General features: G+C 74.0%; 17 protein-coding genes. 7 read left to right on the top strand and 10 right to left on the bottom strand.

Going from position 1 to position 23,895, the window contains the following annotated elements:
- Window positions 1-48 precede the first annotated feature (48 nt).
- Together ACSHWO_RS03660 and ACSHWO_RS03655 are read right to left on the bottom strand one after the other, a co-directional pair.
- Complete coding sequence (locus ACSHWO_RS03660; RefSeq protein ID WP_438310025.1) at window positions 49-2,850, bottom strand: SpoIIE family protein phosphatase; 2,802 nt, start codon at window positions 2,848-2,850, stop codon at window positions 49-51.
- A gap of 145 nt (window positions 2,851-2,995) precedes the next feature.
- Window positions 2,996-3,991 (bottom strand): cyclase family protein, encoded by a 996-nt coding sequence (locus ACSHWO_RS03655; RefSeq protein WP_438310024.1) that lies wholly within the window; start codon window positions 3,989-3,991, stop codon window positions 2,996-2,998.
- 184 nt (window positions 3,992-4,175) lie between these two features.
- On the opposite strand from ACSHWO_RS03655, the gene ACSHWO_RS03650 reads away from it, so the two are divergent.
- From ACSHWO_RS03650 to ACSHWO_RS03635, 4 genes are all read left to right on the top strand, one after another.
- Complete coding sequence (locus ACSHWO_RS03650) at window positions 4,176-5,384, top strand: PP2C family protein-serine/threonine phosphatase (RefSeq protein ID WP_438310023.1); 1,209 nt, start codon at window positions 4,176-4,178, stop codon at window positions 5,382-5,384.
- Window positions 5,385-5,401: 17 nt separating this feature from the next.
- Window positions 5,402-5,851 (top strand): helix-turn-helix transcriptional regulator, encoded by a 450-nt coding sequence (locus ACSHWO_RS03645; protein ID WP_385804698.1) that lies wholly within the window; start codon window positions 5,402-5,404, stop codon window positions 5,849-5,851.
- Window positions 5,852-5,861: 10 nt separating this feature from the next.
- Entirely contained in the window at window positions 5,862-6,272 is a 411-nt protein-coding gene (locus tag ACSHWO_RS03640; RefSeq protein ID WP_361085305.1) for a VOC family protein, read from the top strand.
- 65 nt (window positions 6,273-6,337) lie between these two features.
- Window positions 6,338-8,728, top strand: a complete 2,391-nt coding sequence (locus ACSHWO_RS03635) for an ATP-binding cassette domain-containing protein (protein ID WP_438310022.1) — start codon at window positions 6,338-6,340, stop codon at window positions 8,726-8,728.
- 106 nt (window positions 8,729-8,834) lie between these two features.
- Here the strand turns inward: ACSHWO_RS03635 and ACSHWO_RS03630 are convergent, their stop codons facing one another.
- Window positions 8,835-9,161 carry a hypothetical protein gene (locus tag ACSHWO_RS03630; RefSeq protein ID WP_438310021.1) on the bottom strand — a complete coding sequence of 109 codons (327 nt, stop codon included), beginning with the start codon at window positions 9,159-9,161 and terminating at the stop codon, window positions 8,835-8,837.
- An 858-nt stretch (window positions 9,162-10,019) separates the two neighbouring features.
- Between ACSHWO_RS03630 and ACSHWO_RS03625 the strand changes: the two genes are divergently transcribed.
- Window positions 10,020-10,706 carry a TioE family transcriptional regulator gene (locus tag ACSHWO_RS03625; protein WP_385804195.1) on the top strand — a complete coding sequence of 229 codons (687 nt, stop codon included), beginning with the start codon at window positions 10,020-10,022 and terminating at the stop codon, window positions 10,704-10,706.
- Window positions 10,707-10,726: 20 nt separating this feature from the next.
- On the opposite strand, the gene ACSHWO_RS03620 is transcribed toward ACSHWO_RS03625, so the two are convergent.
- Entirely contained in the window at window positions 10,727-11,983 is a 1,257-nt protein-coding gene (locus ACSHWO_RS03620; RefSeq protein ID WP_438310020.1) for an FAD-dependent monooxygenase, read from the bottom strand.
- Window positions 11,984-12,086: 103 nt separating this feature from the next.
- Between ACSHWO_RS03620 and ACSHWO_RS03615 the strand changes: the two genes are divergently transcribed.
- The gene (locus ACSHWO_RS03615) at window positions 12,087-12,803 is read left to right on the top strand and encodes a TetR/AcrR family transcriptional regulator (protein WP_385804189.1); all 717 of its coding nucleotides are present in this window, start codon (window positions 12,087-12,089) and stop codon (window positions 12,801-12,803) included.
- A 32-nt stretch (window positions 12,804-12,835) separates the two neighbouring features.
- On the opposite strand, the gene ACSHWO_RS03610 is transcribed toward ACSHWO_RS03615, so the two are convergent.
- The 5 genes from ACSHWO_RS03610 to ACSHWO_RS03590 form a co-directional block, all read right to left on the bottom strand.
- The gene (locus ACSHWO_RS03610) at window positions 12,836-14,107 is read right to left on the bottom strand and encodes a competence protein CoiA (RefSeq protein WP_438310019.1); all 1,272 of its coding nucleotides are present in this window, start codon (window positions 14,105-14,107) and stop codon (window positions 12,836-12,838) included.
- A gap of 185 nt (window positions 14,108-14,292) precedes the next feature.
- Entirely contained in the window at window positions 14,293-15,714 is a 1,422-nt protein-coding gene (locus ACSHWO_RS03605) for a DUF2079 domain-containing protein (protein ID WP_438310018.1), read from the bottom strand.
- A 148-nt stretch (window positions 15,715-15,862) separates the two neighbouring features.
- Window positions 15,863-17,929, bottom strand: coding sequence for a SpoIIE family protein phosphatase (locus tag ACSHWO_RS03600; protein ID WP_438310017.1), 2,067 nt, complete (start codon window positions 17,927-17,929; stop codon window positions 15,863-15,865).
- Between the two features lie 206 nt (window positions 17,930-18,135).
- Window positions 18,136-20,028, bottom strand: a complete 1,893-nt coding sequence (locus ACSHWO_RS03595; protein WP_438310016.1) for a peroxidase family protein — start codon at window positions 20,026-20,028, stop codon at window positions 18,136-18,138.
- 95 nt (window positions 20,029-20,123) lie between these two features.
- On the bottom strand, window positions 20,124-21,488 hold the full coding sequence (locus tag ACSHWO_RS03590) for a cytochrome P450 (protein WP_438310015.1): 1,365 nt from the start codon (window positions 21,486-21,488) through the stop codon (window positions 20,124-20,126).
- 332 nt (window positions 21,489-21,820) lie between these two features.
- Here ACSHWO_RS03590 and ACSHWO_RS03585 point away from each other — a divergent pair, with 332 nt between their 5' ends.
- A complete protein-coding gene (locus ACSHWO_RS03585) occupies window positions 21,821-22,342 on the top strand; it encodes a SixA phosphatase family protein (RefSeq protein WP_438310014.1) in 522 nt (173 codons plus the stop codon).
- A gap of 61 nt (window positions 22,343-22,403) precedes the next feature.
- Here the strand turns inward: ACSHWO_RS03585 and ACSHWO_RS03580 are convergent, their stop codons facing one another.
- The gene (locus tag ACSHWO_RS03580) at window positions 22,404-23,831 is read right to left on the bottom strand and encodes a YhgE/Pip domain-containing protein (RefSeq protein ID WP_438310013.1); all 1,428 of its coding nucleotides are present in this window, start codon (window positions 23,829-23,831) and stop codon (window positions 22,404-22,406) included.
- Window positions 23,832-23,895: the final 64 nt, after the last annotated feature.

Genomic DNA, 23,895 nt, shown 5'->3' with positions numbered 1-23,895 from the left:
TGGAGGACCGGCCCCGCGCACGGGACGCGGCAGCGGCGCGGTGCGGGGTCATGCCGCGTCCAGGGCGCACTCGGCCCAGATGACCTTGCCGCGTCCGGTGTAGCGGGTGCCCCAGGCCTGCGAGAGCTGGGCGACGAGGAACAGGCCGCGTCCGCCCTCGTCCGTGCTGGCGGCCCGGCGCAGGTGCGGGGCGGTGCTGCTGCCGTCGGCGACCTCGCAGATCAGGGCGCGGTCGCGGATCAGGCGCACCTGTATGGGCTCGCCCCCGTAGCGGACGGCGTTGGTGACCAGCTCGCTGAGCATCAGCTCGGCGGCGAACCCCAGCTCTTCCAGCCCCCATTCGGCCAGGGTGCGGGTGGCGGCGGCGCGGACCTCGCCGACGCGGGCCGGGTCGGCGGGCAGGTCCCAGGTGGCGATCCGGTCGGGGGGCATGGTGTGGGTGCGGGCGACGAGCAGGGCGATGTCGTCGGCGGGGTGCTCGGGGGCCACGGCGTCGATGACCGCCTGGCAGGTGGCCTCGGGCGTCCGGTCGGAGTGGGTCAGGGCGCCGCGGAGCTGGGCGAGGGCGTCGTCGATGTCGCGGTGGCGGTCGTCGACGAGGCCGTCGGTGTAGAGCACCAGCGTGGTGTCCTCGGGGAGGGTGATCTCGACGGTCTCGAAGGGCAGTCCGCCCAGGCCGAGCGGGGGGCCGGCGGGCAGATCGGGGAAGGCGACCGTGCCGTCGGGGTGGACCAGGGCCGGGGGGAGGTGGCCGGCGCGGGCCATGGTGCACTCGCGCGTCGTGGGGTCGTAGACGACGTAGAGGCAGGTGGCGCCGACGATGCCGGTGCTGTCCGGGTCGTCCCCGCCGCCCTCCTCCCGGTCCAGGCGCACGAGGAGGTTGTCGAGGTGCGTGAGGAGCTCGTCGGGGGCGAGTTCCAGCTCGGCGAAGTTGCGGGCGGCGGTGCGCAGCCGGCCCATCGTGGCGGCGGCGTGCAGGCCGTGGCCGACGACGTCGCCGACGAGCAGGGCGACGCGGGCGCCGGACAGGGGGATGACGTCGAACCAGTCGCCGCCCACCGCGGACTCGGCGGGCAGGTAGCGGTGGGCGACCTCGACGGCGCTCTGCTCGGGGAGGCCGCGCGGCAGCAGGCTCCGCTGGAGCGCCAGGGCCAGGTTGTGCTCGCGGGTGTAGCGGCGGGCGTTGTCCATGCACAGGGCGGCGCGGGCGGCGAGTTCCTGGGCGAGTCGGCTGTCGTCGTCGCCGAAGGGGGGCGAGCCCGCCGAACGGTAGAAGCTCGCGATGCCCAGCAGCAGGCCGCGCGCGAGCAGCGGGACGCAGACGAGGGAGTGCACCTCGTGGGCGAGAACCCGCCGGGCCTGCGCCGGGTTCTGGGTGATCCAGCCGACGGCGGAGGCGAGGTCGCGCTCCAGCACCGGCTGTCCGCTCCCCAGGCACCGCAGGTGGGGGGTGCCGGGGTGCAGGTCCAGCCGTTTGCCGACCGGGTCGAAGAGGGTGCCGTCGCCGACGCCGTGGACCACCAGGCGCTGCAGGTCGGCCGCGGGGTCAAGGGACTCGTCGCCGCGGAGCACGGCCTCGGGCACGTCGATGGTGACGTGGTCGGCCAGCCGCGGCACGGCCGTCTCGGCGAGCTCGCGGGCGGTGCGGGTCACGTCGAGCGTGGTGCCGATCCGGGTGCTGGCCTCGGCCAGCAGCTCCAGTCGGCGGCGTGCCGCGACCGCGTACTTCCCCACCTCCGGCTCGCCGACCAGCACCAGGCCCCGGACCGCGCCCCCGCGGCTGCCGGCACCGTCGGGACCGCCGTCGGCGGGGCGGTTGCCCGCGGTCGGTGCGAGGGGGCCGGGCGGCGGTCCGGCGCGGCGAGCGGCGGGGTGCGGCGGTGCGGCGGGGTGTGGCGGTGCCGGGTGCGGCGGGGCGGTGGCGAGGTGGTGCACGGGCGGGCCCTCCCCGGAGAGGACGGCCTCGACGACGACGCCCTCCACCCCGGAGCTGCTCGTGACCGGGTTGCTGAACAGGGTGACGCCCCGGCCGTGGGGGAGGGGCACCTGGACGGAGACCCGCTGGGCCGTGGAGATCAGCTCGGTGGCCCTCTCCTTGAGGATCAGCTGGTCGTGGGCGTCGAGCGCACCGTCGGGAAGTTCGTCCAGCCCGACGGGCCCCCCGTTCCCGACGGCCTCCGCTCCGGCGCGCCGGCGGGCTTCGAGGTACGTCCGCAGCAGCCCGCGCTCCCGCGCCGAACTCTGTTCCATCAGCCGCCGCTCGATCGTCTCCGCGGCCCGGCGCACCAGGACGGGCAGCGCCGGGTCCTCGTAGGAGTGCGGGTACCCGAAGCAGAGGACGCCCACGACGCAGCCGCTGAGCTGGTCGCGGATGGGGGTGGCGGAGCAGGCGTTCCGCTGGGAGCGTTCGGCGAAGTGCTCGGCGCCGTGGACCTGGACCAGCCGGCGCTCGGCGAGGGCGAGGCCGATGCCGTTCGTCCCCGCGACCCGCTCGGCGAAGACGAAGCCGGGCACGGTCTGGATGGGCGGCAGGCTCCGGGCCAGCGAGGGCTCCCCGAAGCGGCGCTGCAGGACCGTGCCGTTCCCGTCGGCGAGACAGACGTTCATCCGGCTGCCCGCGAACCGGGAGGCCAGCTGGTCCAGCACGGGCGCGGCCGCGCGCACGAGCCGGCTGTCCGGATCGAAGTCGTCCCGGAAGGGGAGCTCGGTCTGGTCGGGCGAGAGTCCCAGCAGCCGGCAGCGCTCCCACGAGCTCAGGATCGGGCTGCGCACCCCGCCCTCGACGGGTTCGCCCAGCAGGAACCGCTCACGGGAGCGTGCGGGGCCGATCTGCTCTCCCGTGACCCCCATGTGCATCACTTCCCTCAGCCGGGTCCCTACCCGTACCGGTGGTCGTATCACGCCAGTGCATTTGAGTATATTCCTGCGGATTTGCTCGTCATGGGGCTCGGGTGAGCAGCTCCGCGGGGGCATGACGCGCCGCCGCGGACACCCGTCACAGGATCGCCACCGGATCGACGGGCGACCCGGTCCCGCCGGGCACGTTCAGCGGCGCCACGACGACCATGAACTCGTGGCGCCCCGCCCCGGCGCAGGCGGCGGCGAGCGCCTCCAGCTCCAGGTTGTCCAGCAGGGGCACCCCCATGGCGGCGACGGCGAGGGCGTGGACGGGGGAGTGGACGCCCTCGACCGGCGACGGCCGCAGGTCGCTGTCCCCGTCGGAGCCCAGCAGGCTGACGCCCCGCTCGGCCAGCAGCGGCACGGCGTCCACGTGGAAACCCGCACTCGCGGCGCCGACGTCCCAGGGCCCGACCTCCCGGCGGCGCCGGAACCGGCCGGAGCGCAGCAGTACGGCACTGCCGTCGTCGATGCGCACGCCGAGGGCCGCCTCCGCGGCCAGCACGTCCCGCGCCCGGACCGCCCGCCCGGGCTCCAGCCACTGAACCCCGAGGACGGCGGGCAGGTCGAGGAGCACCCCCTTGGCGACCAGCGGGCCGAGGGCCGCCACCGAGCCGAAGCGGGCGCCCGCGGCGCCGACGGACTCGCCGGCCGGGCGGCCGCCGTAGAGGAGCCCCCGGTAGGCGACGTGCGACAGCGCGTCGAGGTGGGTCACGGCCTTGCCGTGGTAGTCGACGCCGAGGAAGTCCTTGTACGTCGCCGGCTCGGGCGGCTCCACATCGCCGAGATCGGTCATGTGGTGCAGCGCGGGCTTGTCGTCGTCGGGCTCCGCCCGGGTGTTCCAGGGGAGCCCCAGGCGCACCGTCGTGCCGGACCGGACCAGCCCGGCGGCCCGCCGTACGTGGTCGGGGGTGACCCGGTTCCAGGCGCCGCGGTCGGCCGGGTCCCAGTGGCCCCAGGCGCGTACGGCGGCGAACAGGGCGTCGAACTCCTCCCGGGAGACCGGGGGGCCACCCGACCCGGCGGCGGGATCCCGTCCGGAAGGCGCGGACGGCACAGGGTTCGGTGGTACGTCCGGGGGTCGGGGGTTCATCCCTACTGATCTCCACGGTTCGGCGGACACCGCCCCCGGGGAAGCGGGAGCCGGTACGGACGCCCCGACGCCCGTACCAGAGCCATGCCCTTCCACCGCGGTTCCTACGCCCCGACCCGCGAGGCCCGCGCCGACCCCGGGCGGCGACTGGCAGCGTTCCGCCCGGGCGAGGCAGGCTTGAGCCATGAGGGCGCTCCTCCTCCGCTTGCCCCTGGGACCGGGAGACGGCGGTCGACACCAGATGTTCTTCGTGCTCGCGCAGTGCGTGCCCTTCGTGCTCGCGCTCCTGGTGCTCGTCGTCGAACTCACCCCCCTCCACTTCATCTACACCGGCCCGATGCTGGTCGCGACACCGGCCCTGGCCGCGGTGACCATGGGCCCCGCGGGCACGCTCGCCGCGGTGCTGCTGGCCGTCGCGGTGAGCACCACCACCGCCACCCACAACCACGCCTGGGGCAGCCAGCAGGTCTACACCAACTTCCTGGCCCTGCTCCTCGTATCGGTCGCCGGCTTCATGACGAGTCGCGCCGCGCGCACGCGCCAGCAGAACGAGCTCAACCAGATCCGTCGGATCGCCTCCGCCGCGCAGGAGGTCCTGCTGCGGCCCGTACCGGACCGGCTGGGTCCCGTACGCGCGGCCAGCCTCTACCTGGCGGCCGAGAAGGGCGCGCAGATCGGCGGCGACCTGTACGACGCCGTCCAGACCCGGTACGGGGTCCGGATGATCGTGGGCGACGTCCGGGGCAAGGGGCTGCCCGCCGTACGGGCGGCGGCCGTCGTCCTCGGTGCGTTCCGCGAGGCCGCGCACTACGAGGAGGAACTCGTGGAGGTCATGAACCACTGCGGGGAGGCCCTGCGCCGCGACGCCGCCCTGGCGGACGCGTCCGGAGGGGACGGCGCCCTGGAGCGCTTCGTCACCGCGGTCGTCGCGCAGGTACGGGACGGACCCGCCGTCGAGGTCGTCAACCGCGGCCATCCGCCCCCGCTGCTGCTCAGCCACGGCAAGGTCCGCGCCCTGTCGCCCACCTCCCCCCTGCCACCGCTCGGCCTGGAGGAGTTCCTCACCGACCCGCCGGGCGAGGCGGACAGCTACCCGTTCGCCCCCGGCGACCGGCTGCTGCTGCACACCGACGGGGTCATCGAGGCCCGCGCTCCCGACAACGCCTTCTTCGCCCTGCCCGAGGCCATGGAGGAGATGCACGACCACACCGCCGAGGCGTTCCTGGAGGGGCTCCACCAGGGGCTGGTCCGGCACACCCAGGGCTGCCTGGCGGACGACGTCGCGGTCATCCTCGTCGACCGGCTCGACCGGCCCGGCGAGGAGACCGTCGAGGGCCCGGCCGTCGAGGTCGCCGCCGTGGAGGACGCGGGTGTGGCACGATTTTCCGGGTGACCGGAAAACCAGACCGTGTGACCAGCGCCTCCGACCCGGCCGTTTCGCAGTACCGGCGCGACCTCGCCCTGCTGCGCCGGGTCCGCGACCGGATCGACCGCGAGTACGCGCAGCCGCTGGACGTGGAGGCCCTCGCCCGCGGCGTGCACATGTCGGCCGGGCACCTCAGCCGCGCGTTCAAGCGCGCCTACGGCGAGTCGCCGTACGGCTACCTCATGACCCGCCGCATCGAGCGGGCCATGGCCCTGCTGCGCCGCGGCGACCTCAGCGTCACCGAGGTCTGCTTCGAGGTCGGCTGCGCGTCGCTGGGCACCTTCAGCACCCGCTTCACGGAGCTGGTCGGCATGCCGCCGAGCGCCTACCGGCGCGTGGCGGCGGGCGCCACGGAGGGCATCCCCTCGTGCGTCGCGAAGCAGGTAACCAGGCCGATCAGGAATCGAGAAGCGCAGGCACGGGGCCGCGGATAGCGTGACGGTCATGGACATCAGCATTCACGCGAGCTTCCTCCCGCACGACGACCCGGAGGCCTCCCTGGCCTTCTACCGCGACACCCTCGGCTTCGAGGTCCGCAAGGACGTCGGGTACGGCGGCATGCGCTGGATCACGGTCGGTCCCCCCGACCAGCCGGGTACCTCCATCGTCCTGCACCCGCCGGCCGCCGACCCCGGCGTCACCGACGACGAGCGCCGCACCATCTCCGAGATGATGGCCAAGGGCACCTACGCCGGGATCCTCCTGGCCACCGCCGACGTCGACGGCACCTTCGAGCGCGTCGCCGCCGACGGCGCCGAGGTCGTCCAGGAGCCCGCCGACCAGCCGTACGGCATCCGCGACTGCGCGTTCCGCGACCCCGCGGGCAACCTGATCCGCATCCAGGAACTGGCCTGACCGGCCCGACCGGCCCGACCGTCCGACCGGGCCCGCCGGCCGCACAGATGGAGAAGACCCAGAGCATGGCCACGAGCAGGAACCAGCAGTCGCCCGCACCGCACGCCGCAGACAGCCACGACCTGATCCGCGTGGTCGGCGCCCGCGAGAACAACCTCAAGGACGTCAGCATAGAGATCCCGAAGCGCCGGCTGACCGTGTTCACCGGAGTGTCCGGCTCCGGCAAGAGCTCGCTGGTCTTCGACACGATCGCCGCCGAGTCGCAGCGGCTGATCAACGAGACCTACAGCGCCTTCGTCCAGGGCTTCATGCCCACCCTGGCCCGACCCGAGGTCGACGTCCTCGACGGCCTGACCACCGCGATCACCGTCGACCAGCAGCGCATGGGCGGCGACCCCCGCTCCACGGTCGGTACCGCCACCGACGCCAACGCGATGCTGCGGATCCTCTTCAGCCGGCTCGCCCGTCCGCACATCGGCCCGCCCAGCGCGTACTCGTTCAACACCGCCTCGGTCCGGGCCAGCGGCGGGCTCACCGTCGACCGCGGCGCCGCCAGGACCAGGACCGTCAAGGCGACGTACGAGCGCACCGGCGGCATGTGCACGGGCTGCGAAGGACGCGGCACGGTCTCCGACATCGACCTCACCCAGCTCTACGACGACTCCAAGTCGATCGCCGAGGGCGCGTTCACCATCCCCGGCTGGAAGTCGGACAACGTGTGGACCGTCGGGATCTACGCCGAGTCGGGCTTCCTCGACCCGAACAAGCCGATCCGCAGGTTCACGAAGAAGGAGATGCAGGACTTCCTCTACCGCGAACCGACCAAGGTCAAGGTCAACGGCGTCAACCTCACCTACGAGGGGCTCATCCCCAAGATCCAGAAGTCGTTCCTGTCGAAGGACAAGGAAGCGATGCAGCCGCACATCCGGGCCTTCGTGGAACGGGCGGTCACCTTCACCACCTGCCCCGCATGCGACGGAACCCGGCTCAGCGAGGGCGCCCGCTCGTCGAGGATCGGCACGGTCAGCATCGCCGACGCCTGCGCGATGGAGATCCGTGACCTGGCCGAATGGGTCCGCGGCCTGACGGAGCCCTCGGTCGCCCCGCTGCTCACCGCGCTCCAGCACACCCTCGACTCGTTCACGGAGATCGGCCTGGGATACCTCTCCCTCAACCGGCCGTCCGGCACCCTCTCCGGTGGCGAGGCCCAACGCGTGAAGATGATCCGCCACCTCGGCTCCTCGCTCACCGACGTCACGTACGTCTTCGACGAGCCCACCGTCGGCCTGCACCCCCACGACATCCAGCGGATGAACGACCTGCTGCTGCGGCTGAGGGACAAGGGCAACACTGTGCTCGTCGTCGAGCACAAGCCGGAGACGATCGCGATCGCCGACCACGTCGTCGACCTCGGCCCAGGCGCCGGCACCGAAGGCGGCACCGTCTGCTTCGAGGGCACCGTCGCCGCACTGAAGAGCAGCGGCACCGTCACCGGCCGCCACCTCGACGACCGGGCCGCCGTGAAGGACACGGTCCGCGAGGCCACGGGCACGCTGGCGATCCGCGGCGCCACGGCGAACAACCTGCACGACGTCGACGTGGACATCCCGCTCGGGGTGCTCACCGTCATCACCGGCGTCGCCGGCTCCGGCAAGAGCTCCCTCGTCCACGGCTCGATCCCGGCCGACGAGGGCGTGGTGTCCGTCGACCAGAGCCCGATCCGCGGTTCGCGGCGCAGCAACCCGGCCACGTACACCGGGCTCCTTGACCCGGTCCGCAAGGCCTTCGCCAAGGCCAACGGGGTGAAGCCGGCGCTGTTCAGCGCCAACTCCGAGGGCGCCTGCCCCACCTGCAACGGCGCCGGAGTGATCTACACCGACCTGGCGATGATGGCCGGGGTCGCCACCACCTGCGAGGACTGCGACGGCAAGCGGTTCCAGCCGGCGGTGCTGGAGTACCGGCTCGGCGGCCGTGACATCAGCGAGGTGCTCGCGATGTCGGTGACCGATGCCGAGGAGTTCTTCGCCGCCGGCGAGGCGCACACCCCGGCCGCGCACCGGATCCTCCAGCGGCTCACCGACGTCGGGCTCGGCTACCTCACCATCGGCCAGCCGCTCACCACCCTGTCCGGCGGCGAGCGGCAGCGCCTCAAGCTGGCGACGCACATGGCGGACAAGGGCGGCGTCTACGTCCTCGACGAGCCGACCACCGGCCTCCACCTGGCCGACGTCGAGCAGCTCCTCGTCCTGCTCGACCGGCTGGTGGACTCCGGCAAGTCGGTCATCGTCATCGAGCACCACCAGGCGGTGATGGCCCACGCCGACTGGATCATCGACCTCGGCCCCGGCGCGGGCCACGACGGCGGCCGGATCGTCTTCGAGGGCACCCCCGCCGAACTGGTCGCCGCCCGCTCCACCCTGACGGGCGAACACCTCGCGGCGTACGTGGCTCCCTGACGGGTGCGGGAGCGGGACCTCGGTACGGGGCCCGGACATACCGCCCAGGCCCCGTACCGGGCACCGCTGAGGGCAGCGCCGCGCTGCCCTCAGCGGGGCGTTGCCCTCAGCGGTGCCCGGCGGGGCCTACCGCCGACAGGTGCGACACCGCGGCGCGGGCGAGGTGCTGCCAGGCACGCACGTTGCAGTCCGGCTTCCTGAGGACGGAGACCGCCTGGTCTCCGAGTCCGGGCACGGCCGACGTGTAGGAGGCGACGACGTACGCCGGGTCGGCCTCGTCCTTGAGCTCCTCCTTCGCCCACGCGGTGGCCGATCGCGTGCTGCCCGGCCGGTAGACGGTGGTCGACACCTTCACGCGCGACGTCTCCCCCAGGCACTGACCGGAGCCGTGGCCGTGTTCCCTGCGGTGCGAGCCGGGCAGGAACGGCGCCATGTCCTCCGAGGTGAGCCGTGGTAACCAAGGTGCAGCCCAGGACGGCGACGCACCCGGCGACGAAGGCAGCGGCGGTGCCCGAACCGGGAGGTGTCCCCCGGCTGGCGCAGCAGGCCGAGCCGGTGTGCCTGGTCCAGGTACGCGAAGAGCCGCCACGGCAGCAGCCCGCTGATCCACAGCCCGGTCCGGCCGACGGCGAACCCGCTCCACGTCCCGCTCGGGTGCGGCGGCCGGGGTCAGGTGTTCGTCGAGCAGAGCCGCAGTTCTGCGGCGAGCGTGGGATAGGCGGCCAGTAGGCGCTGGAGGCGCAGCCGCCAGGCCCCGCGCAGGGGCCTCCTCGGTGTCTTCGTCGGCCTCGGCCCGCGCGGCCCGTATCCGGGTGCGCAGGACGTCGAGTTCGGTGCCGATGGTCCGGGCCACGTCGCTCGCCGGTCGGGCCCGCCGCCGCCACAGGGCCACCGCCGCGTCCCTCGCGTGCTGTCAGGCGTCCGAGGCCATGGCGCCCACCAGCGCCGTACCTGCCGCCAGCACGATCGGATCCATGCCAACTCCCCCTCGCGGACAGCGAATGCCGTGCGGTGCGAAGTGGTGCGGTGTGGTGCGGTGCGGTGTCGTGCCTTGCGAAGCGGTGTGCCCCCTCGATGCAGATGCCGCGCGCCCGCGGCGCCCCCGGGTCGGCGGGCGCGGGTGGGGCGGATGTCGATGACGAAGACGATCGCGTCGTCTGGCCGACGGTGGCCGGGTCGACGGAGGAGTACGCGTGGTCGGCCGGGGGCGGGGTTCCGTCCGGTCGAGCCCTTCGGCGGGGGGCTAGACTTCTGGCGCAGTTCTGGGCACTGGGACGGAGCACGCTTCACAATGGGGTTGAGGCCCGTCGATCTGGCGCGGGAGCACGGTCTGTCCACGCAGGCGGTGCGCAATTACGAGGAGGCGGGCATCCTCCCGCCGGCCGAGCGCACGCCGAGCGGCTACCGCGTCTACGCCCCGCGCCATGCGGCCGCGTTGCGGGCCTTCCTGGCGCTGGCCCCCGCGCACGGCCACGCGACCGCGACGGCGATCATGCGGGCGGTGAACGGTGACGCGGTCGAGGAGGCGCTGCGGCTGATCGACGGGAGCCACGCCCAACTGGCCGGCGACAGGCGCACCCTCGAGGAGGTCGAGCGGGCACTGCACGACCTGGTGCCACCGAGCGGGCCCGAGCCGGGGACGACGTTCATCGGACCGCTCGCGCACCGGCTCGGTGTCCGGCCGGCGACCCTGCGCACGTGGGAGCGGGCGGGGCTGGTCGTGCCCGGGCGCGACCCGCTCACCGGCTACCGGGTCTACACCCCCGCGGACGTGCGCGACGCGCAGCTGGCGCACCAGCTGCGGCGGGGCGGGCACGGGTTGGAGCAGATCGCGCGGGTGCTGGAGCGGGTCCGGACGGCGGGCGGACCGGAGCCGCTCCGGGCGACGCTGCGGGAGTGGCGCGACCGGCTGACGGTGCGGGGCAGGGCCATGCTGGCGGGGGCGGCCGCCCTCGACGCCTACCTGGGGTGCCGCTGACCGTCCGGGCCGTCGGGGGATCAGGCGACCCGGCCGATCCGGCCGGTGCGATCGCCCCGGCCGGCGTGGCCGGCGGCGTCGGGCTGCGCGCCGTAGTGGGGCAGGTCCACGGTGCTGCTGACGCGCTCGCCCATCCTGAGCATCCGGTTCAGCAGCCAGGGGCGGGACAGCAGCGTGTTGCGCAGGCGTATGCCGGTCGCGGTGCCGGGGGCGAGGAACTTCCCGGTGCGGTCGCCGCCGGCCTGGCAGCCCTCGGCGTATGCGCGGAGCCGGTTCTCGTACCGGGTGAAGGCCGTCCGGTGGTCGTTGCGGGCCCGCGCGAGTTCGCCGGCCAGCACGTACGCGGCGACGACCGCGGTTCCCGTGCCCATGCCGCCGATGGTGGCCCCGCAGGCCGCGTCACCGATGAGGCACACGCGCCCCCTCGACCAGGCGGCGACGTCCGCCCGGCTGATCGAGTCGAAGTACAGGTCGGGGGCCCCGCGCAGCGAGTCCAGCAGGCGGGGCACCTCCCAGCCGAGGCCGGAGAACGCGTCGTGGAGCAGCCGCTTCTGCTGTTCCGGGTCGTGGCGGTCGTACGACAGCTCGGGCGCGGCGAACACGAAGAAGGCGCCCGCCCGGCTCGGGTCCCGGTGGTCGGCGCCCACGGAGGCGAGCCGCCCGGGCGCGTTGTGGCCGACGGAGCCCTTCTCCACGCCCAGGACGTTGGGCAGCTGCCAGGTGGCGGCGTAGTAGCCGAGGTGGCTGACGTGGTCCTCCTCCGGTCCGAAGGCGAGGCGGCGGACGGTGGAGTGGATCCCGTCCGCGCCGATGACCAGGTCGAACTCACGCGAGGTCCCGCTGCGGAAATCGACCTGCACGCCGGAGGGCGTCTCGGTGAGGCGGGTGATCGAGTCGCCGAAGACGTACTCGGTGCGGGGGAGGCCGTGCTCGTACAGCGCGCGGGCCAGGTCCCCGCGGGGCACCTCGATCTCGCCGCCGGCGAACTCGGCCGGCAGGTGCAGCAGGGTCCGGCCGCGCTCGTCGACGAAGCGCATCGGGCTGCCCCCGGTCCGGATGCGGCGCAGTTCGGGTAGCAGGCCCATCCGTTCGAGGACGGTCAGGTGGGCCGAGCCGCGGAAGTCGACGGCCTGCCCGCCCGGGCGCAGGGCCGGCGCCAGTTCGACGACGGTGGGTTCGAAGCCGTGGCGTCCGAGCCAGTAGGCCAGCGCGGGTCCGGCGATGCCCGCGCCGGAGATGAGGACGGTCCTGACGGCCGGGGACTTGTGCACGGTCACGGTCTGCTCCGCTCTAAAACTGTGTCCGACGGACACGATTAATTACTGTGTACCGTAGACGCAGTTGCTTGCGCAAGGACGAAACGGGAGAGGAGCGGCAGGCATGGGTGGTGAGCACGCCGAACTGGTGCGGCTGCTGTGGGGTCCGCCCCCGAAGCGCGGACGGGGCCCCAGGCCGACGCTCGATCCGGAGCGCATCGCACGGGCCGGCATCGACATCGCCGATGCCGAAGGCCTGGCCGACGTGTCCATGCAGCGCGTCGCCGCGCACCTGGGCGTGACCAAGATGGCGCTGTACCGGTACGTGCCGGGCAAGGCCGAGCTGGTCGCGCTGATGGTCGACGCCGCGATCGGCGACTGCCCCGCCGTGCAGGCGCGCTCCGGCGGCTGGCGCGGGCAGTTGGAGGAGTGGGCGCGCCGACTGGGCGAGGCCTTCGCCCGGCACCCCTGGATCCTGGAGGCCACCGTCGGGCCGCGCGTCATGGGGCCCGCGGAGCTGTCCTGGTTGGAGCGCGCCGTCGCCGCCCTGGACGGTACGGGGCTGACCGGCGCCGAACGGATGGACGCCGCCGCCCTGCTGGCCGGCCACCTGCGCTCCCTCGCCCAGCAGGCCCGGGCCGCGGGCCCCGGGGGCGACCTGGAGGCGCAACTGGGCGTCATCCTGGGCGATCTGATGCGGGAGCACGGCGAGCGCTTCCCCGCGCTCACCACGGCCCTGGAGTCAGCGGCCGCGTCCCACGGGCAGGACCAGGCCTGGGAGTTCGGCCTTCAGCGCATCCTGGACGGCCTGGCCGCCCTCATCGACCAGCGCGCACGCTGAGCGCTGCACCGCCCGCGGAGCACCCCCGCCGCCTACCCGGCCTCCGGACCCGCACCACCGGGGCGGGGGTCGGGGGCGACCCGTACGAAGGCGCGGTGCCCGGTGGTCGGGTCGAGGACGGCGACCTTCAGCGGCGTCCGCGCGGCGGCCCGGATCCGGGCCAGCCACACCTGGCCCGGGACCAGTACCGTCAGGTCGTGCGGCCACGCCCCGAGGGCCTCCGGGCGGGGACAGACGACCCCGGCCAGCCTACGGATCCCCTCCCGCCTCGACACCGTGTGGACCAGCAACCCGTCGCCGTGCGCGCGGCTCTGGTCACCGAAGAACACCCGCTTCCCCGAGGCGTCCCGCACCATCCCGGTGAAGGCGCCCCACTGCGCGGGGTCGATCCCGGAGTAGGCGAAGAAGCCGGCCAGCCGGGCCAGTTCCTCCTGCCGCTCCAGTTCCTCCGCCCGTTCCTGCTCCTCCCGCAGGGCCCTCGACTCGGCCCGCCGCCGCGCCCGTTCCTCGGCCTCCTGCCGGGCCTGCTCGGCCGCGGCGGCCCGCTCCTCCGCCTCCGCCTCGGCTTCCAGACGCGCCCGCGCCACGGCCAGGTCCAGGTACGCGGGAGCCGTCCACCACACCGAGCCGTCCCGCCCCGTGTGCGCCCGGACCCGGCCGTCGAGGATCCACGCGACCGCATCGCCGAGCGGGCGCCTGATGTGCTCCCACGTCGCGGGGGCCCGAAGCGTGCGCGGAGTCCAGACGTACCTGGCCATCCCGTGGTGCACCGTCCAGCTCTGCCCGCGCCCCGGCGGAGGGTACACCTGCAGCGACGGCACGACCCGCTGCCACGGGCGGTGGTGCAGCGCCACCCAGCACACCGCGACGCCGTCGCGCGCATAGCGGGCGGTGCGCGCCAGCCCGTCGTCCGCGGTCATGGGGGACAGCTGCGCCTCCAGGGCCATGAACGGCTCGCCCCGGTCGTCGTGGACGAGGACGTCCGCACGCCAGTCCCGGGTCGCGGAGCCGACCTCCAGCTCGGCGTGCCACCCCGCCGCCCGGGCCGCCATGGCCAGCTCCAGCTTCAGCAGGTGGTGTTCGGGGGACTCGTACGCCAGCGCGCAGTGGGGCGGCCGGACCTTGTGGTAGAAGTGCCGGGCCCGGTGCTGCGACACGCGGGCGAAGACCTGGCCGCGGCACTCCGGGCAGGTCAGCTCCATCCCCTTGGCGCGGTGGACGTCGGCCCAGGAACGGCCGCACCCGAGGTCGTCGAGCGTCGAGTCGAGTCGTCCCCAGTCCTGGTGTATGGCGGTGAACCCCACCGGCCCCCCTGGTCGTACGGCCTGCGGCGGCCCGCGTTCCCGATCAGGGCCGGCGCCCTCGCCGGCCCCGTTCCGGCAAGTCCAGATGATCTTCCTGTGCGGTCGGCGGCCCCGCAAGGGCGGGCGGACGCGAGGTCCGTCACCCGACCACCCGCCCCCGGCCTGATCCTCGGGCCGTGCCGGCCTCAGGCAGCCGGGGAGCGGCGCAGCAGGACGAATCCGTCGTCCTCGGCGACGGTGCGCCAGCCGGCGTCGCGGGCGTCCCGGAGCGCCCGGGCCTCGTCCTCGGCCGACAGGGGGAAGCCCATCGGGTCCTGGGCGTCGACCACGATCCATTCGGCGGTGAGCGGGATGCCGGGGAAGCCGAACAGGGTGACCGTGCAGCGGTCGGTGAGCTGGGGGACCAGCCGGTTGGACGCGGCGACGGTCGCGCCGTCGGGGATCCGGTCCATCAGGCGGTGGGCGGCGGCGGCGCGCGGCGGCGTCTGCCAGGTCGCCCGGTCGGCGAACCGGGCCAGCGGGAACTGCGGCAGTAGCAGGAGTGTCGTGGCGGCACTGAGGGTGAGGGCGACCCGCACGGTCCGGCGGTCCTGCGCCGAGTCGCCGGGCGCCCACAGCCCCAGGCAGTGGACGAACGCGCCGAAGACGATCGGCATCAGGACGGCGCTGTAGTGGTAGACGGTGCCCCAGTAGGCGGGGGTGTCGGAGAGGAAGCGCCAGGCCAGCGTGGGCACTGCCAGGGCGATCAGCGGAGAGCGCAGCGCCATGAACGCGACCGGGGCCAGCAGCAGGACCAGGGTGGTGGCCTTGGGTTGCGGTGTGATCAGGTCGAGGGGCAGGTGCAGGAGGCGGGCCAGGGCCCCGCCGCCCGCGCCGTCCCCGGTCAGGACGCCCGTGTAGGCATAGCGGTGCTCGGGGTTGAAGGCCGGGATGATCACCAGGACCTCCAGCAGGGTGCCCGCGATCCCGGCCGCGGCGGTGGCGAGCCCCAGCCGCCGGGGCCCCCGCCAGGCGATGTAGGCGCCGATCAGGGCGACCGTCGCCCCGAGGTCCTCCTTCACCAGCAGCAGGGGCAGGGCCCAGGCGGCCGCGGCGGGCCAACGCCCGTTGCCCAGGGCGGTGACCGAGAAGGCCAGCAGCGGGACGGCGAAGCAGATCTCGTGGAAGTCGAACTCGACGGCCGTGGCGATGCCCCAGGACGCCCCGTACCCGAGGCCGACCACGAGCCCGGCGGCCGTACCGTACGCCTGGTGAGCCCAGCGGCTCAGCGGCACCACGGACACGGCGAGCAGGGCGGCCTGCGCGACCAGCAGGGTCACGGGTGAGGGGACGAGCCGGTAGAACGGGGCGAGCGTGGCGAGCACCGGGGAGAAGTGGTCGCCCAGCAGCCTGAAACCGGGCCCCTTCAGGGCGGACACCGGGAGGTGGCCCCGCGCGTACGAGCGCACGGCCTGCTCGAAGATCCCGAGGTCGTAGCCGGAGGTCAGCATCCGCCGGTGCAGCCTCACCGACAGCGTGGCGTACACGAGGAAGAACCCCGCTGCCAGGCACCACGGCAGCGCCGGCCCCGGAGCGGCTCCCGGGGCTCGCTTCTGCTTGCGCAGCACAGGTGACGTCCTCAAGGTCGATCAACGGCCACAAAACCCCTGAGTCGGCATCAAACCACCCCGTTCCGCCTTTGGGTCGGACGGTACGGACCGGGACGCGTCGAGTCGGGGCCGAGCGGGGCGGGTCCCCCACGGGGGCGAGGGGGCGTCAGGTGCCGATGCGGGCGATGAGGATGGCGATGTCGTCGTCCGCCGAGGCGGGGACCAGGCCCGTGACCAGGGTGTCGCACAGCTGGTCCAGGGGGCGGTGGGGCTCGGTGAGCAGCCGGGTGAGCTCCCCGAGCCGCTCGTCGATGTCGGTGCCCCGGGCCTCGATGAGCCCGTCCGTGTACAGGACCAGCAGGGATCCCGGCGGCAGGGGCAGGCGGGTGGTGGTGAAGTCGATGCCGCCGACGCCCAGCGGGACCCCGGGCGGACTGCTGACCACCTGGGCGGTGCCGTCCGGTCGCACCGCCACCGGCGGGGGGTGCCCGGCGCGGGTGATCGTGCATTCGCCGGTCCGCGGGTCGCAGGTGACGTAGAGGAAGGTGGCGAGCATCGGCTCGGCGAGGTCGGCGAGGGCCGCCTCCAACTGGTGCAGCATGTCCGTCGGCGGCAGGTCCAGGCGCCCCAGCGCCCGTACGCTCGCGGACAGCCGGCCCATCACCGCGGCCGCGGCCATGCCGTGCCCCATGACGTCGCCGATCAGCAGCGCGGCCCTGCCGTCGGGAAGCTGGAGGACGTCGTACCAGTCGCCGCCCACCTCGTTGATGTCGCTGGCCGGCAGGTAGCGGTGGGCCACCTCGATGTCCGTCGGCGCGGTGATGTGCTGCGGGAGCATGCTGCGCTGGAGCAGCACCGCGGTCTCGTGCTCGTGCTGGTAGAGGCGGGCGTTGTCGATGCTGATGGCGGCGCGGGCGGCCAGCTCGCCGGCGAGGACGACGTCGTCGGACCCGAACGGTCCCACGGGCCGCATCCGGTAGAGCGTGGCCACCCCCAGGACCAGGTCGCGGGCGACCAGGGGGACCATCATGAACGAGTGCACGCCCGCCTTGAGCAGTTGCGCCGGCTTGTCGGTGCGGCGTGCGGCGAGGGCGACGGCCCGCTGGTCGAAGCGGGCGAGGACGTATGGCTGGCGGACGCTGAGGGCCTGCGTGTACGGGGCGCCGGCGGGGAAGACGAGGGTCCTCCCGATCGGGGCGAGGACGTCGCCGAGCGCCCGCCCGGTCAGCGGCGACTTGCCCAGGCGCCGCAGCTCCGCCCCCGAGGTCAGGCCCATGCCGGGCTCGCCGCCGCGGGCCAGGCTCTCCAGCACGTCGACGGTCACCACGTCGGCGAGGTGCGGCACGGCGAGGTCGGCCAGCTCCTGCGCGGTGCGCTCCAGCTCCAGGCTGGCCCCCATCCGTACGCTGGCCTCGCTGAGCAGGGCGAGCCGGCGCCGGCCCACCGCGGCGGCGGTGTGGTCGCGCTGCTGTTCGGTGACGTCCACCAGCGTGGCGATCACCCCGATCGGCCGGTCCGAGGGGTCCTCGACCCGGACGTAGGAGCACGACCACACCCGGTCGTGGTCCGGGTCGGCCGGCGTACGCCCCCGGCGCCGCCGGTCCAGCAGCGGCTCGCCGGTGTCCAGGACCTCCCGCATCGCCTCCTCCATCTCGGCGGCGTTCACCTGGGGCAGCACCTCGGCGAGCCGCCGCCCGATGTGGGAGGACTCCGGCAGGCCGTTCATCCGCTCCAGGGCCGGGTTGACCAGCAGGAAGCGCAGCTGGGTGTCGAGGATGCCGATCCCCACCGGGGAGCGTGCGAACAGCCCCTCCCACACCGCCGACGACCCGCGGACCCGGCGCGCGGCGTGCGCCTCGGCGGCGAACACCAGCACCGCCGACGCCGAGCCCTTCCGGTCGGGCACCGGGCAGGCCCAGATCTCCAGCTCCAGCGGATGCCCGTCGCGGTGCCAGGCGGTGACCGTGCCCATCACCCCGCGCCCGGTGGCGGCCGTCTCCCACAGGGCCCGTCCCAGGCTGCGGTCGGCGCCCGGGTGCAGCAGGTCGGCGATGTGCCGTCCCAGCACCTGCGGAGGCGGGTACCCCAGGAGTTCCTGGGCGGCATGGTTCCAGCGGACGATCCGGCCGTCGGAGCCCGTCGCCACCTGGGCCACCGGCAGCGCGCCCAGCCACCCGCCGGCGTCCTGCGCGGCGCCGCTGATCAGCTCCTCCATCGAGGTCTGCTCACGCATGGGCCACCCACCCGGATCGGACCCGGACGACGTCGATCGTCCACACCCCCCATGGTCCCCCCACCCGCTCCGCACGGCCCACCGGGCTCCCGACACGCACGGTGACCGGCCGGCCGCGGGCGGCCCCGCGGGCGGCCCCTTACGCGGCCGTCCCGCAGGCCGTCCCGCAGCCGACGGCGCCGTGCGCGGGGCCGGGGGCAGGTGCCCTACAGGCCCTTCCACGGCCCGAAGGCGTTGGTGACGCCGTCCAGGGCGGGGGCCAGTTCGGGGTGGTGCCGCAGCAGCACCGTGACCATGGTGTTGCGGTCGACCCACTCCAGGCCCTCGGCGGTGTACACCTCCGGCCGGTAGTCGGTGGTGAAGAAGCGGTCGCTCTTGAGCCGCCGGCTCGCCATCAGGATGAAGATCCGGAACAGGGAGTCGCTGAAGCCGAAGCCCTCGGGCCGCGGCTCCACCAGATTGCCGACGAGGGTGTCGACGCGGTCGAGCCGGCCCTCGTAGAGGTCCCTGATCAGCGGCGTGTCGTCCGGATGGCCGCCCGTCAGCTCCTCGAAGGAGGTGACGGGCCGCTTGCGCAGCATCTGCCGGTAGGCGTTGTAGCGGGGGATGCCGCGCTCCCGGTCGCGCAGGATGTCGACGGTCCCGAGGTCCATGCGCTCGCCGGACAGCCGGAGCAGGTTGCGCAGCGCGTCGGGGTGGTTGTGCAGGACCAGGGCGCCGGGGTGTGAGGTGCCGAAGGTGTACAGGAGGTCGCTCATCCCGAACTCGTCGATCGCGGTGCGGGTGGTGCGGCCCTGCATCTCGTCGAAGCCGATGGTGCGGCGCAGCCGGCCGCCGCGGTGGTCGTGCACGGCGAGCTCGTCGGGGATGAGGGGGTGCAGCCGGTACGCGGAGACGAACTCCTCCGTCATCGAGTAGGGGGCCGTGTGGTGGTCGGTGGGAGAGCCGAGGATGCCGCTGAGCATCTCGCCCGAGCCGATCCGGCCGAACCGCTTGCTCACCCAGCGGGGCAGCATCCCGTACCAGTTGGCGTTCATCGCGTAGTGCAGCGCCGGCGTGTCGAGGATGCCGGGCGTCCACTCCACGGTGTGGATCTTCGCGATCAGGGCGGTGTTGACCAGCCGCGCGGTGTGGAAGATCCGCTCGTCGTCCCAGGTGGGGTGGTGGGAGCGGACCATGTCGCAGATCGCGTTGTGCTCCTTGGTGAACAGGTGGTGCAGCAGCGACAGGCCCGCCCAGTAGTCGTGGTTCATCCCGGTCCAGTCCAGGCAGTCCCGGCCCGGGCGGGGGTCGGCGGGCAGCCGGCCGTCCGCGCCGAGGACCAGCTTGCCGTGCTCGCCGGTGCGCAGCGAGCGGCAGCGCTCCTCGTCGCTGCCGTACAGCTGGGAGCCGTCCCACCAGTGGGTGACCGTGTTCTCGTACGTGGGCGGGGCGTCGGGGGTGGTGTGGGCGACCCGGTCGGGCTGGGTGCGGTTGATCCGCATGGGGCAGGTGCCGCCCCGGGCCTCCCAGTCGTCGTCCGGGGCCAGGGGCACGGTGAACGGGTCCTCGGCGGTGTTGTCGCCGTGGTTGGCCCAGCCGTGCATCTGGAACTGGATCCAGGCCGCCGCGAGGAGGTTCAGCGTGGTGGCCGGCACGAAGGAGCGGCGGGCCAGCAGCTGCCGGCTGATCTCCCGGGGGCTCGGGTTCATCAGCTCCGCGTCCGGCTCCGGGTAGGAGAGGTCCAGGGGGGCGTTGCGGTCGAGCCGGGTGCCGACCCGGCCCATGTCCTCGTCGTACGGGTCGTAGCCGGAGCCGTCGTACGACCGGTAGGGCAGCAGGTGCGTGGTGGCCCGGCGGGGGCGTTCGCCGCCCGCGCCGAAGGTGTCGTACAGGTTCTTGCGGCGCAGGTCCTCGCGGAGGGTGCGCAGGTTCAGCAGGGCGAGCGGCAGGGGCAGTTCGTGCCATTCCCAGTGGGCGTTGATCCCGGCGAAGGCGGCCGAGCCGAGACGCTCCAGCAGTCCGGCCGGCCCGTAGGGCGCGGTCACCCAGCTGCCGGGCTGCTGCGGTGTCTCGGGTACGGGGGCGGCGGTGCGGGTGGTGGGGGCGGTGTCGGTCATCGGGGCCTCGTGGTCTCGGCCGGCCGGCGGTCTCCGGCTCGGCGGGCGAAGAGCGGGAAGGAACGGGCGGGCGGGGTGTCGGCGCAGGTCGGCGGTCAGCGGGGGACGAGGCCCAGCCGGATGCCGGAGGTGTCCACGAGCAGCGGCAGCGGGCCCGAGGACGGCAGCGCGGGCCGTGCCCCGGTCAGGCGGTCGGCGCGCAGGATTTCGGCGCACAGGGCGGTGGTCACCAGCAGCCCCAGGTTCTCCCCGGGGCAGCGGCCGCCGCCGTGGCTGAACGGCGCGAACTGCAGGATCCCGGTCGCGCCGGGAGCCAGCCAGCGGCCGGGTACGAACGCGTCGGGCGCCGACACCCGGTGCGGGTCCCTGTTGTGGAACAGGGCGGGCACCAGCACCGACGTGCCCGCCGGGTAGGGCACGCCGCGCCAGGTCGTGGAGGCCCGGGTGACGCGTACCAGGTCCGGCACCAGGGGGAACAGCCGCAGGGACTCCCGGACGCAGGCCTGCAGCCGGGGCAGGAGCGGGCCGCCGCCCGCGGACACCTCGCCGAAGACGGCCTCCTGCTCGGCCGGGTGGGTGGCGATGAGCAGCAGGGTGCGGGCGGCGACGGGGCCGAGCGCGTCGAGCGCGAGCAGCCAGTGGTGGGTCTGGCCGATCGGGTCGAGGGTGCCGTCCGGGTCCGGGTGGGCGAGGGCCCGGGCGGCCAGGGTGTGGGCGGGGGCCGCCGCGGCGTAGGCGGCGATCCGCGCGTTGGCCCGGGCGTACAGGCTCCGCGCCGCCTGGGTCTGCTTGCGGCGCTTGCCCATCCAGTTGCCCTCGTTGCGCAGGGTGAACAGCCACTCGGTGAGCTGCCGGTCGTCGGCTGCCGCATCGCCCAGGACGATCCGACGGGTCACCCGCTGCATCGCGCGTTCCAGCGACGGCGTGTCGAGGAGGCTGCGCGAGGTGAGCCGCCGGGACTCGTCCGCGACCACGGCGAGGTACTCCGAACCGCAGGGGTGCACGGCCTCGGCGGCGGCGACGACCTCGTCGTTGACCTGCCGCCGCTGTTCGCGGAGTTCGCCGTGCGAGCAGATGACCCCGGTGGGCTCCAGGACGGCCAGGCCGGCGGTCTTGTCGGGGGAGTCCATGGCCAGCGTACGGACGGGTTCGGCGTAGAACTGGCGGAGTTCGGGCTCGTCGAGGAGGACGAGCATGGGCCCGGACATGCCCTTGAGCAGCACGGGCGCACCGCCGTGGCGGGCCCGCAGGGCGCGCAGGGTGGCCGCCGACCAGGCGGGCTGGCCGACCGCGGCATAGGCCTTGACCACGATTGGACGGGCGTTGACGAACCCGCGGACGAAAGCCGGCAGGGTGTGGGTGGCGAGGAAGCGGAGGTTCTCGGCGACCCCGGCGACGGCCGGCGCGGCGGTGCCGGCGGCGTCGAGTCCGCGGCCGACTGCCCGGGTGGACTGGCTCATGCCTCGATCACCTTTCGGGGGTCCGGCGTGGGCCGGGGCGGCTGGAGCAACGCCGGTCACGGTAGGCGACGGGCACGGCCGGCTTCCCGAACGCCATGCAGTTAATCGATTCTGCATGCCCCACCCGAGCGAAAACCGGCCGCCGTCGGCCGCCGGTCGGGCCGGGTCTGCTTCAGGCCGCCCTGCGCGTCCACCGTTCGGCCGCGCTTGCCGCGGGCCCGGCCGGGGAAGGCGGAGGGGGGCGGTTCCGGACCCGGGGCGCCGAGGACGAGGAGCGCCCGGCACGGGGCCGCGCGGGGGACCGGCGGGCCGGGCCATGGGAGGTGTGGACGGTGCCGGACAGCGAGCGCCGGATCGTGGTGGTCCGCCATGCGAAGGCGGTGCCCCGAGAGGCCACGGACGTGGAGGACTTCGAGCGCGAGCTCGCCCACCGGGGGCGCTGCGACGCCCCGGAGGCGGGCCGCAGACTCGCCGCGTTCGGGTTCGCCGTCGACCTCGCGCTGTGCTCGCCGGCCCGGCGGACCCGGCAGACCTGGCAGCTCATGCTCCCCGCGCTCGCCGACCCCCCACCCACCGTCTTCGACGACCGGCTGTACCAGGCCGACGCGGAGGAGCTGCTCGGCGTGCTCGGGGAGCAGGCGGACGAGCTGACCGGTCTGCTGGTCGTCGGCCACAACCCGGCCGTGCACGAGCTCGCGGTGGGCCTGTGCGGCGACGGGCCGGAGCCGCTGGTCGCCCGCCTCGGGAAGTCCTTCCCCACCAGCGCCATCGCCGTGTTCGCCGTGAACGGCGGGTGGGGGAGCCTCGCGTGGAAGGCGGCCCGCCTGGTCGATCTCTGGACGCCCCGCGGCTGACGCGGAACGCACGTCGGGCCGCGCCCGGGAAGGGCGCGGCCCGAAGGGGAGGAACCGGTGGTCAGACCGCGGCGGGCGCCGGGGAGGCGGCCGGGGCCTCGGCGTTCTGCGGGATGCGGTGCAGGCCCTTGCGGTCGTAGAAGCGGGTGACGCCGAAGCCGAACACCACGGAGACGGCGAGCGCGATCCCCATGGCGGCCCAGGCCCGGGTGAGGCCGGCGTCGCCCTGCGCACCGTAGTACAGGATGGAGCGCAGGCCGCCGGTCAGCTGGCGGAGCGGCTCGAACTCGGCGAGCGTACGGAAGAACCCCGGCAGCGCCTCCAGCGGCACGGTCGCACCGGAGGACGGCACGGCCATCGCGATGAAGACGATGGTGGAGATCAGCATGCCGGGCGTGCCGAAGGCGGCCAGCAGGGCCAGACCGCTGATGCCGACGACCGCGATGGTCGCCACCGAGTACAGCCACAGCAGGCCCAGGTGGGAGGCGTCCATGTCGAGCAGGCCCACCGTCGTGGCCTCGACCAGGGAGCCCATCACGACCGACAGGCCCGCCATCATGAGGGCGCCGATGGCCAGGGTGCGCACACGGCTCGTGTGCCGGACCGGGGTGCGCCGGCGGATCGGGCCGTAGTCGGTGTGCAGGTAGCCGAGCGCGTTGTCGACCTGGGAGTTGATCACGTTGGCGCCGAGCATGCCGCACACCAGCAGGACCAGGGCGTAGTAGAACGCGCTCAGGCCCATCGCGCTGCGCGCGCCGACCGGGTGCCCGTCGGCGACCTCCACGGCGGCAGGGTCGGCCAGCATCAGCTTGGCGGCCGGGGGCATCTGGGCGGCGGCCGCACCCTGGGCGGACACCCGGGCGAGGAGCTCCTTGCCGAGCTGCGCGGAGGCGGCGTGGGCGGCCTGCTGGCTCGCCTGGGAGGCCATGGACGAGCCGAAGCTACCGGCCGACTGGTTGGTCAGCACCGTCAGCTTCGGGCGCACCGGCTGGGGCTGCGCCTGGCCCTGACCCTGCGGCTGGGCCTGGGGCTGCCCCTGTGCCTGCCCCTGGGGCCTGGTCTGGCCCTGCGCCGGGGCCGGCGGTGCCGCCAGGGCCGACACCGACGCGGTGAAGTCCTCCGGGACGACGAGGGCGCCGTAGAGCTTGCCCTGGCCGAGCCGCTCGTCGGCCTCCGTACGGCTGAGCACCTGCCAGGAGATGCTCTTGTTGGCCGACGCGGACTTCTGGATCCCGGTGACGACCTGCTCGCCGAAGTTGACGTGCTTGCCGCCCGAGTCGGCGCCCCGGTCGCTGTTGACCAGCGCGACGGGCAGGTCGCGCAGGTTCCCCTTCGGGTTGACGTTGCCGCCGACGTACAGCAGCGCGAACAGCGTCGAGACCACCGCGAGGATCGCACCCGTGCCGAGCCACAGCCGTGGGCTGCGCAGGACGGAGGAGGGATCCGAGGGTGCTGTGGGGGACGGGGCGGACGGCTGGGGCGAAGGCATGGCAGCTCCAGGGTGATTACATGGAGTAGTTAGATATTCAAGGTATCCAGAACTAGATAGTGGC

It is taken from the genome of Streptomyces pallidus (ex Mingjun et al. 2026), from assembly GCF_051550185.1.
Lineage (GTDB): Bacteria > Actinomycetota > Actinomycetes > Streptomycetales > Streptomycetaceae > Streptomyces.
This window is presented reverse-complemented; position numbering and strand designations above follow the sequence as displayed.

Bases quoted from the DNA above. Each gene is read 5' to 3' on its own strand.
- ACSHWO_RS03660 (WP_438310025.1), bottom strand. From the start codon at position 2,850: ATGGGGGTCACGGGAGAGCAGATCGGCCCCGCACGCTCCCGTGAGCGG.
- ACSHWO_RS03655 (WP_438310024.1), bottom strand. From the start codon at position 3,991: ATGAACCCCCGACCCCCGGACGTACCACCGAACCCTGTGCCGTCCGCG.
- ACSHWO_RS03650 (WP_438310023.1), top strand. From the start codon at position 4,176: ATGAGGGCGCTCCTCCTCCGCTTGCCCCTGGGACCGGGAGACGGCGGT.
- ACSHWO_RS03640 (WP_361085305.1), top strand. From the start codon at position 5,862: ATGGACATCAGCATTCACGCGAGCTTCCTCCCGCACGACGACCCGGAG.
- ACSHWO_RS03635 (WP_438310022.1), top strand. From the start codon at position 6,338: ATGGCCACGAGCAGGAACCAGCAGTCGCCCGCACCGCACGCCGCAGAC.
- ACSHWO_RS03630 (WP_438310021.1), bottom strand. From the start codon at position 9,161: ATGGCGCCGTTCCTGCCCGGCTCGCACCGCAGGGAACACGGCCACGGC.
- ACSHWO_RS03625 (WP_385804195.1), top strand. From the start codon at position 10,020: ATGGGGTTGAGGCCCGTCGATCTGGCGCGGGAGCACGGTCTGTCCACG.
- ACSHWO_RS03615 (WP_385804189.1), top strand. From the start codon at position 12,087: ATGGGTGGTGAGCACGCCGAACTGGTGCGGCTGCTGTGGGGTCCGCCC.
- ACSHWO_RS03600 (WP_438310017.1), bottom strand. From the start codon at position 17,929: ATGCGTGAGCAGACCTCGATGGAGGAGCTGATCAGCGGCGCCGCGCAG.
- ACSHWO_RS03595 (WP_438310016.1), bottom strand. From the start codon at position 20,028: ATGACCGACACCGCCCCCACCACCCGCACCGCCGCCCCCGTACCCGAG.
- ACSHWO_RS03590 (WP_438310015.1), bottom strand. From the start codon at position 21,488: ATGAGCCAGTCCACCCGGGCAGTCGGCCGCGGACTCGACGCCGCCGGC.
- ACSHWO_RS03580 (WP_438310013.1), bottom strand. From the start codon at position 23,831: ATGCCTTCGCCCCAGCCGTCCGCCCCGTCCCCCACAGCACCCTCGGAT.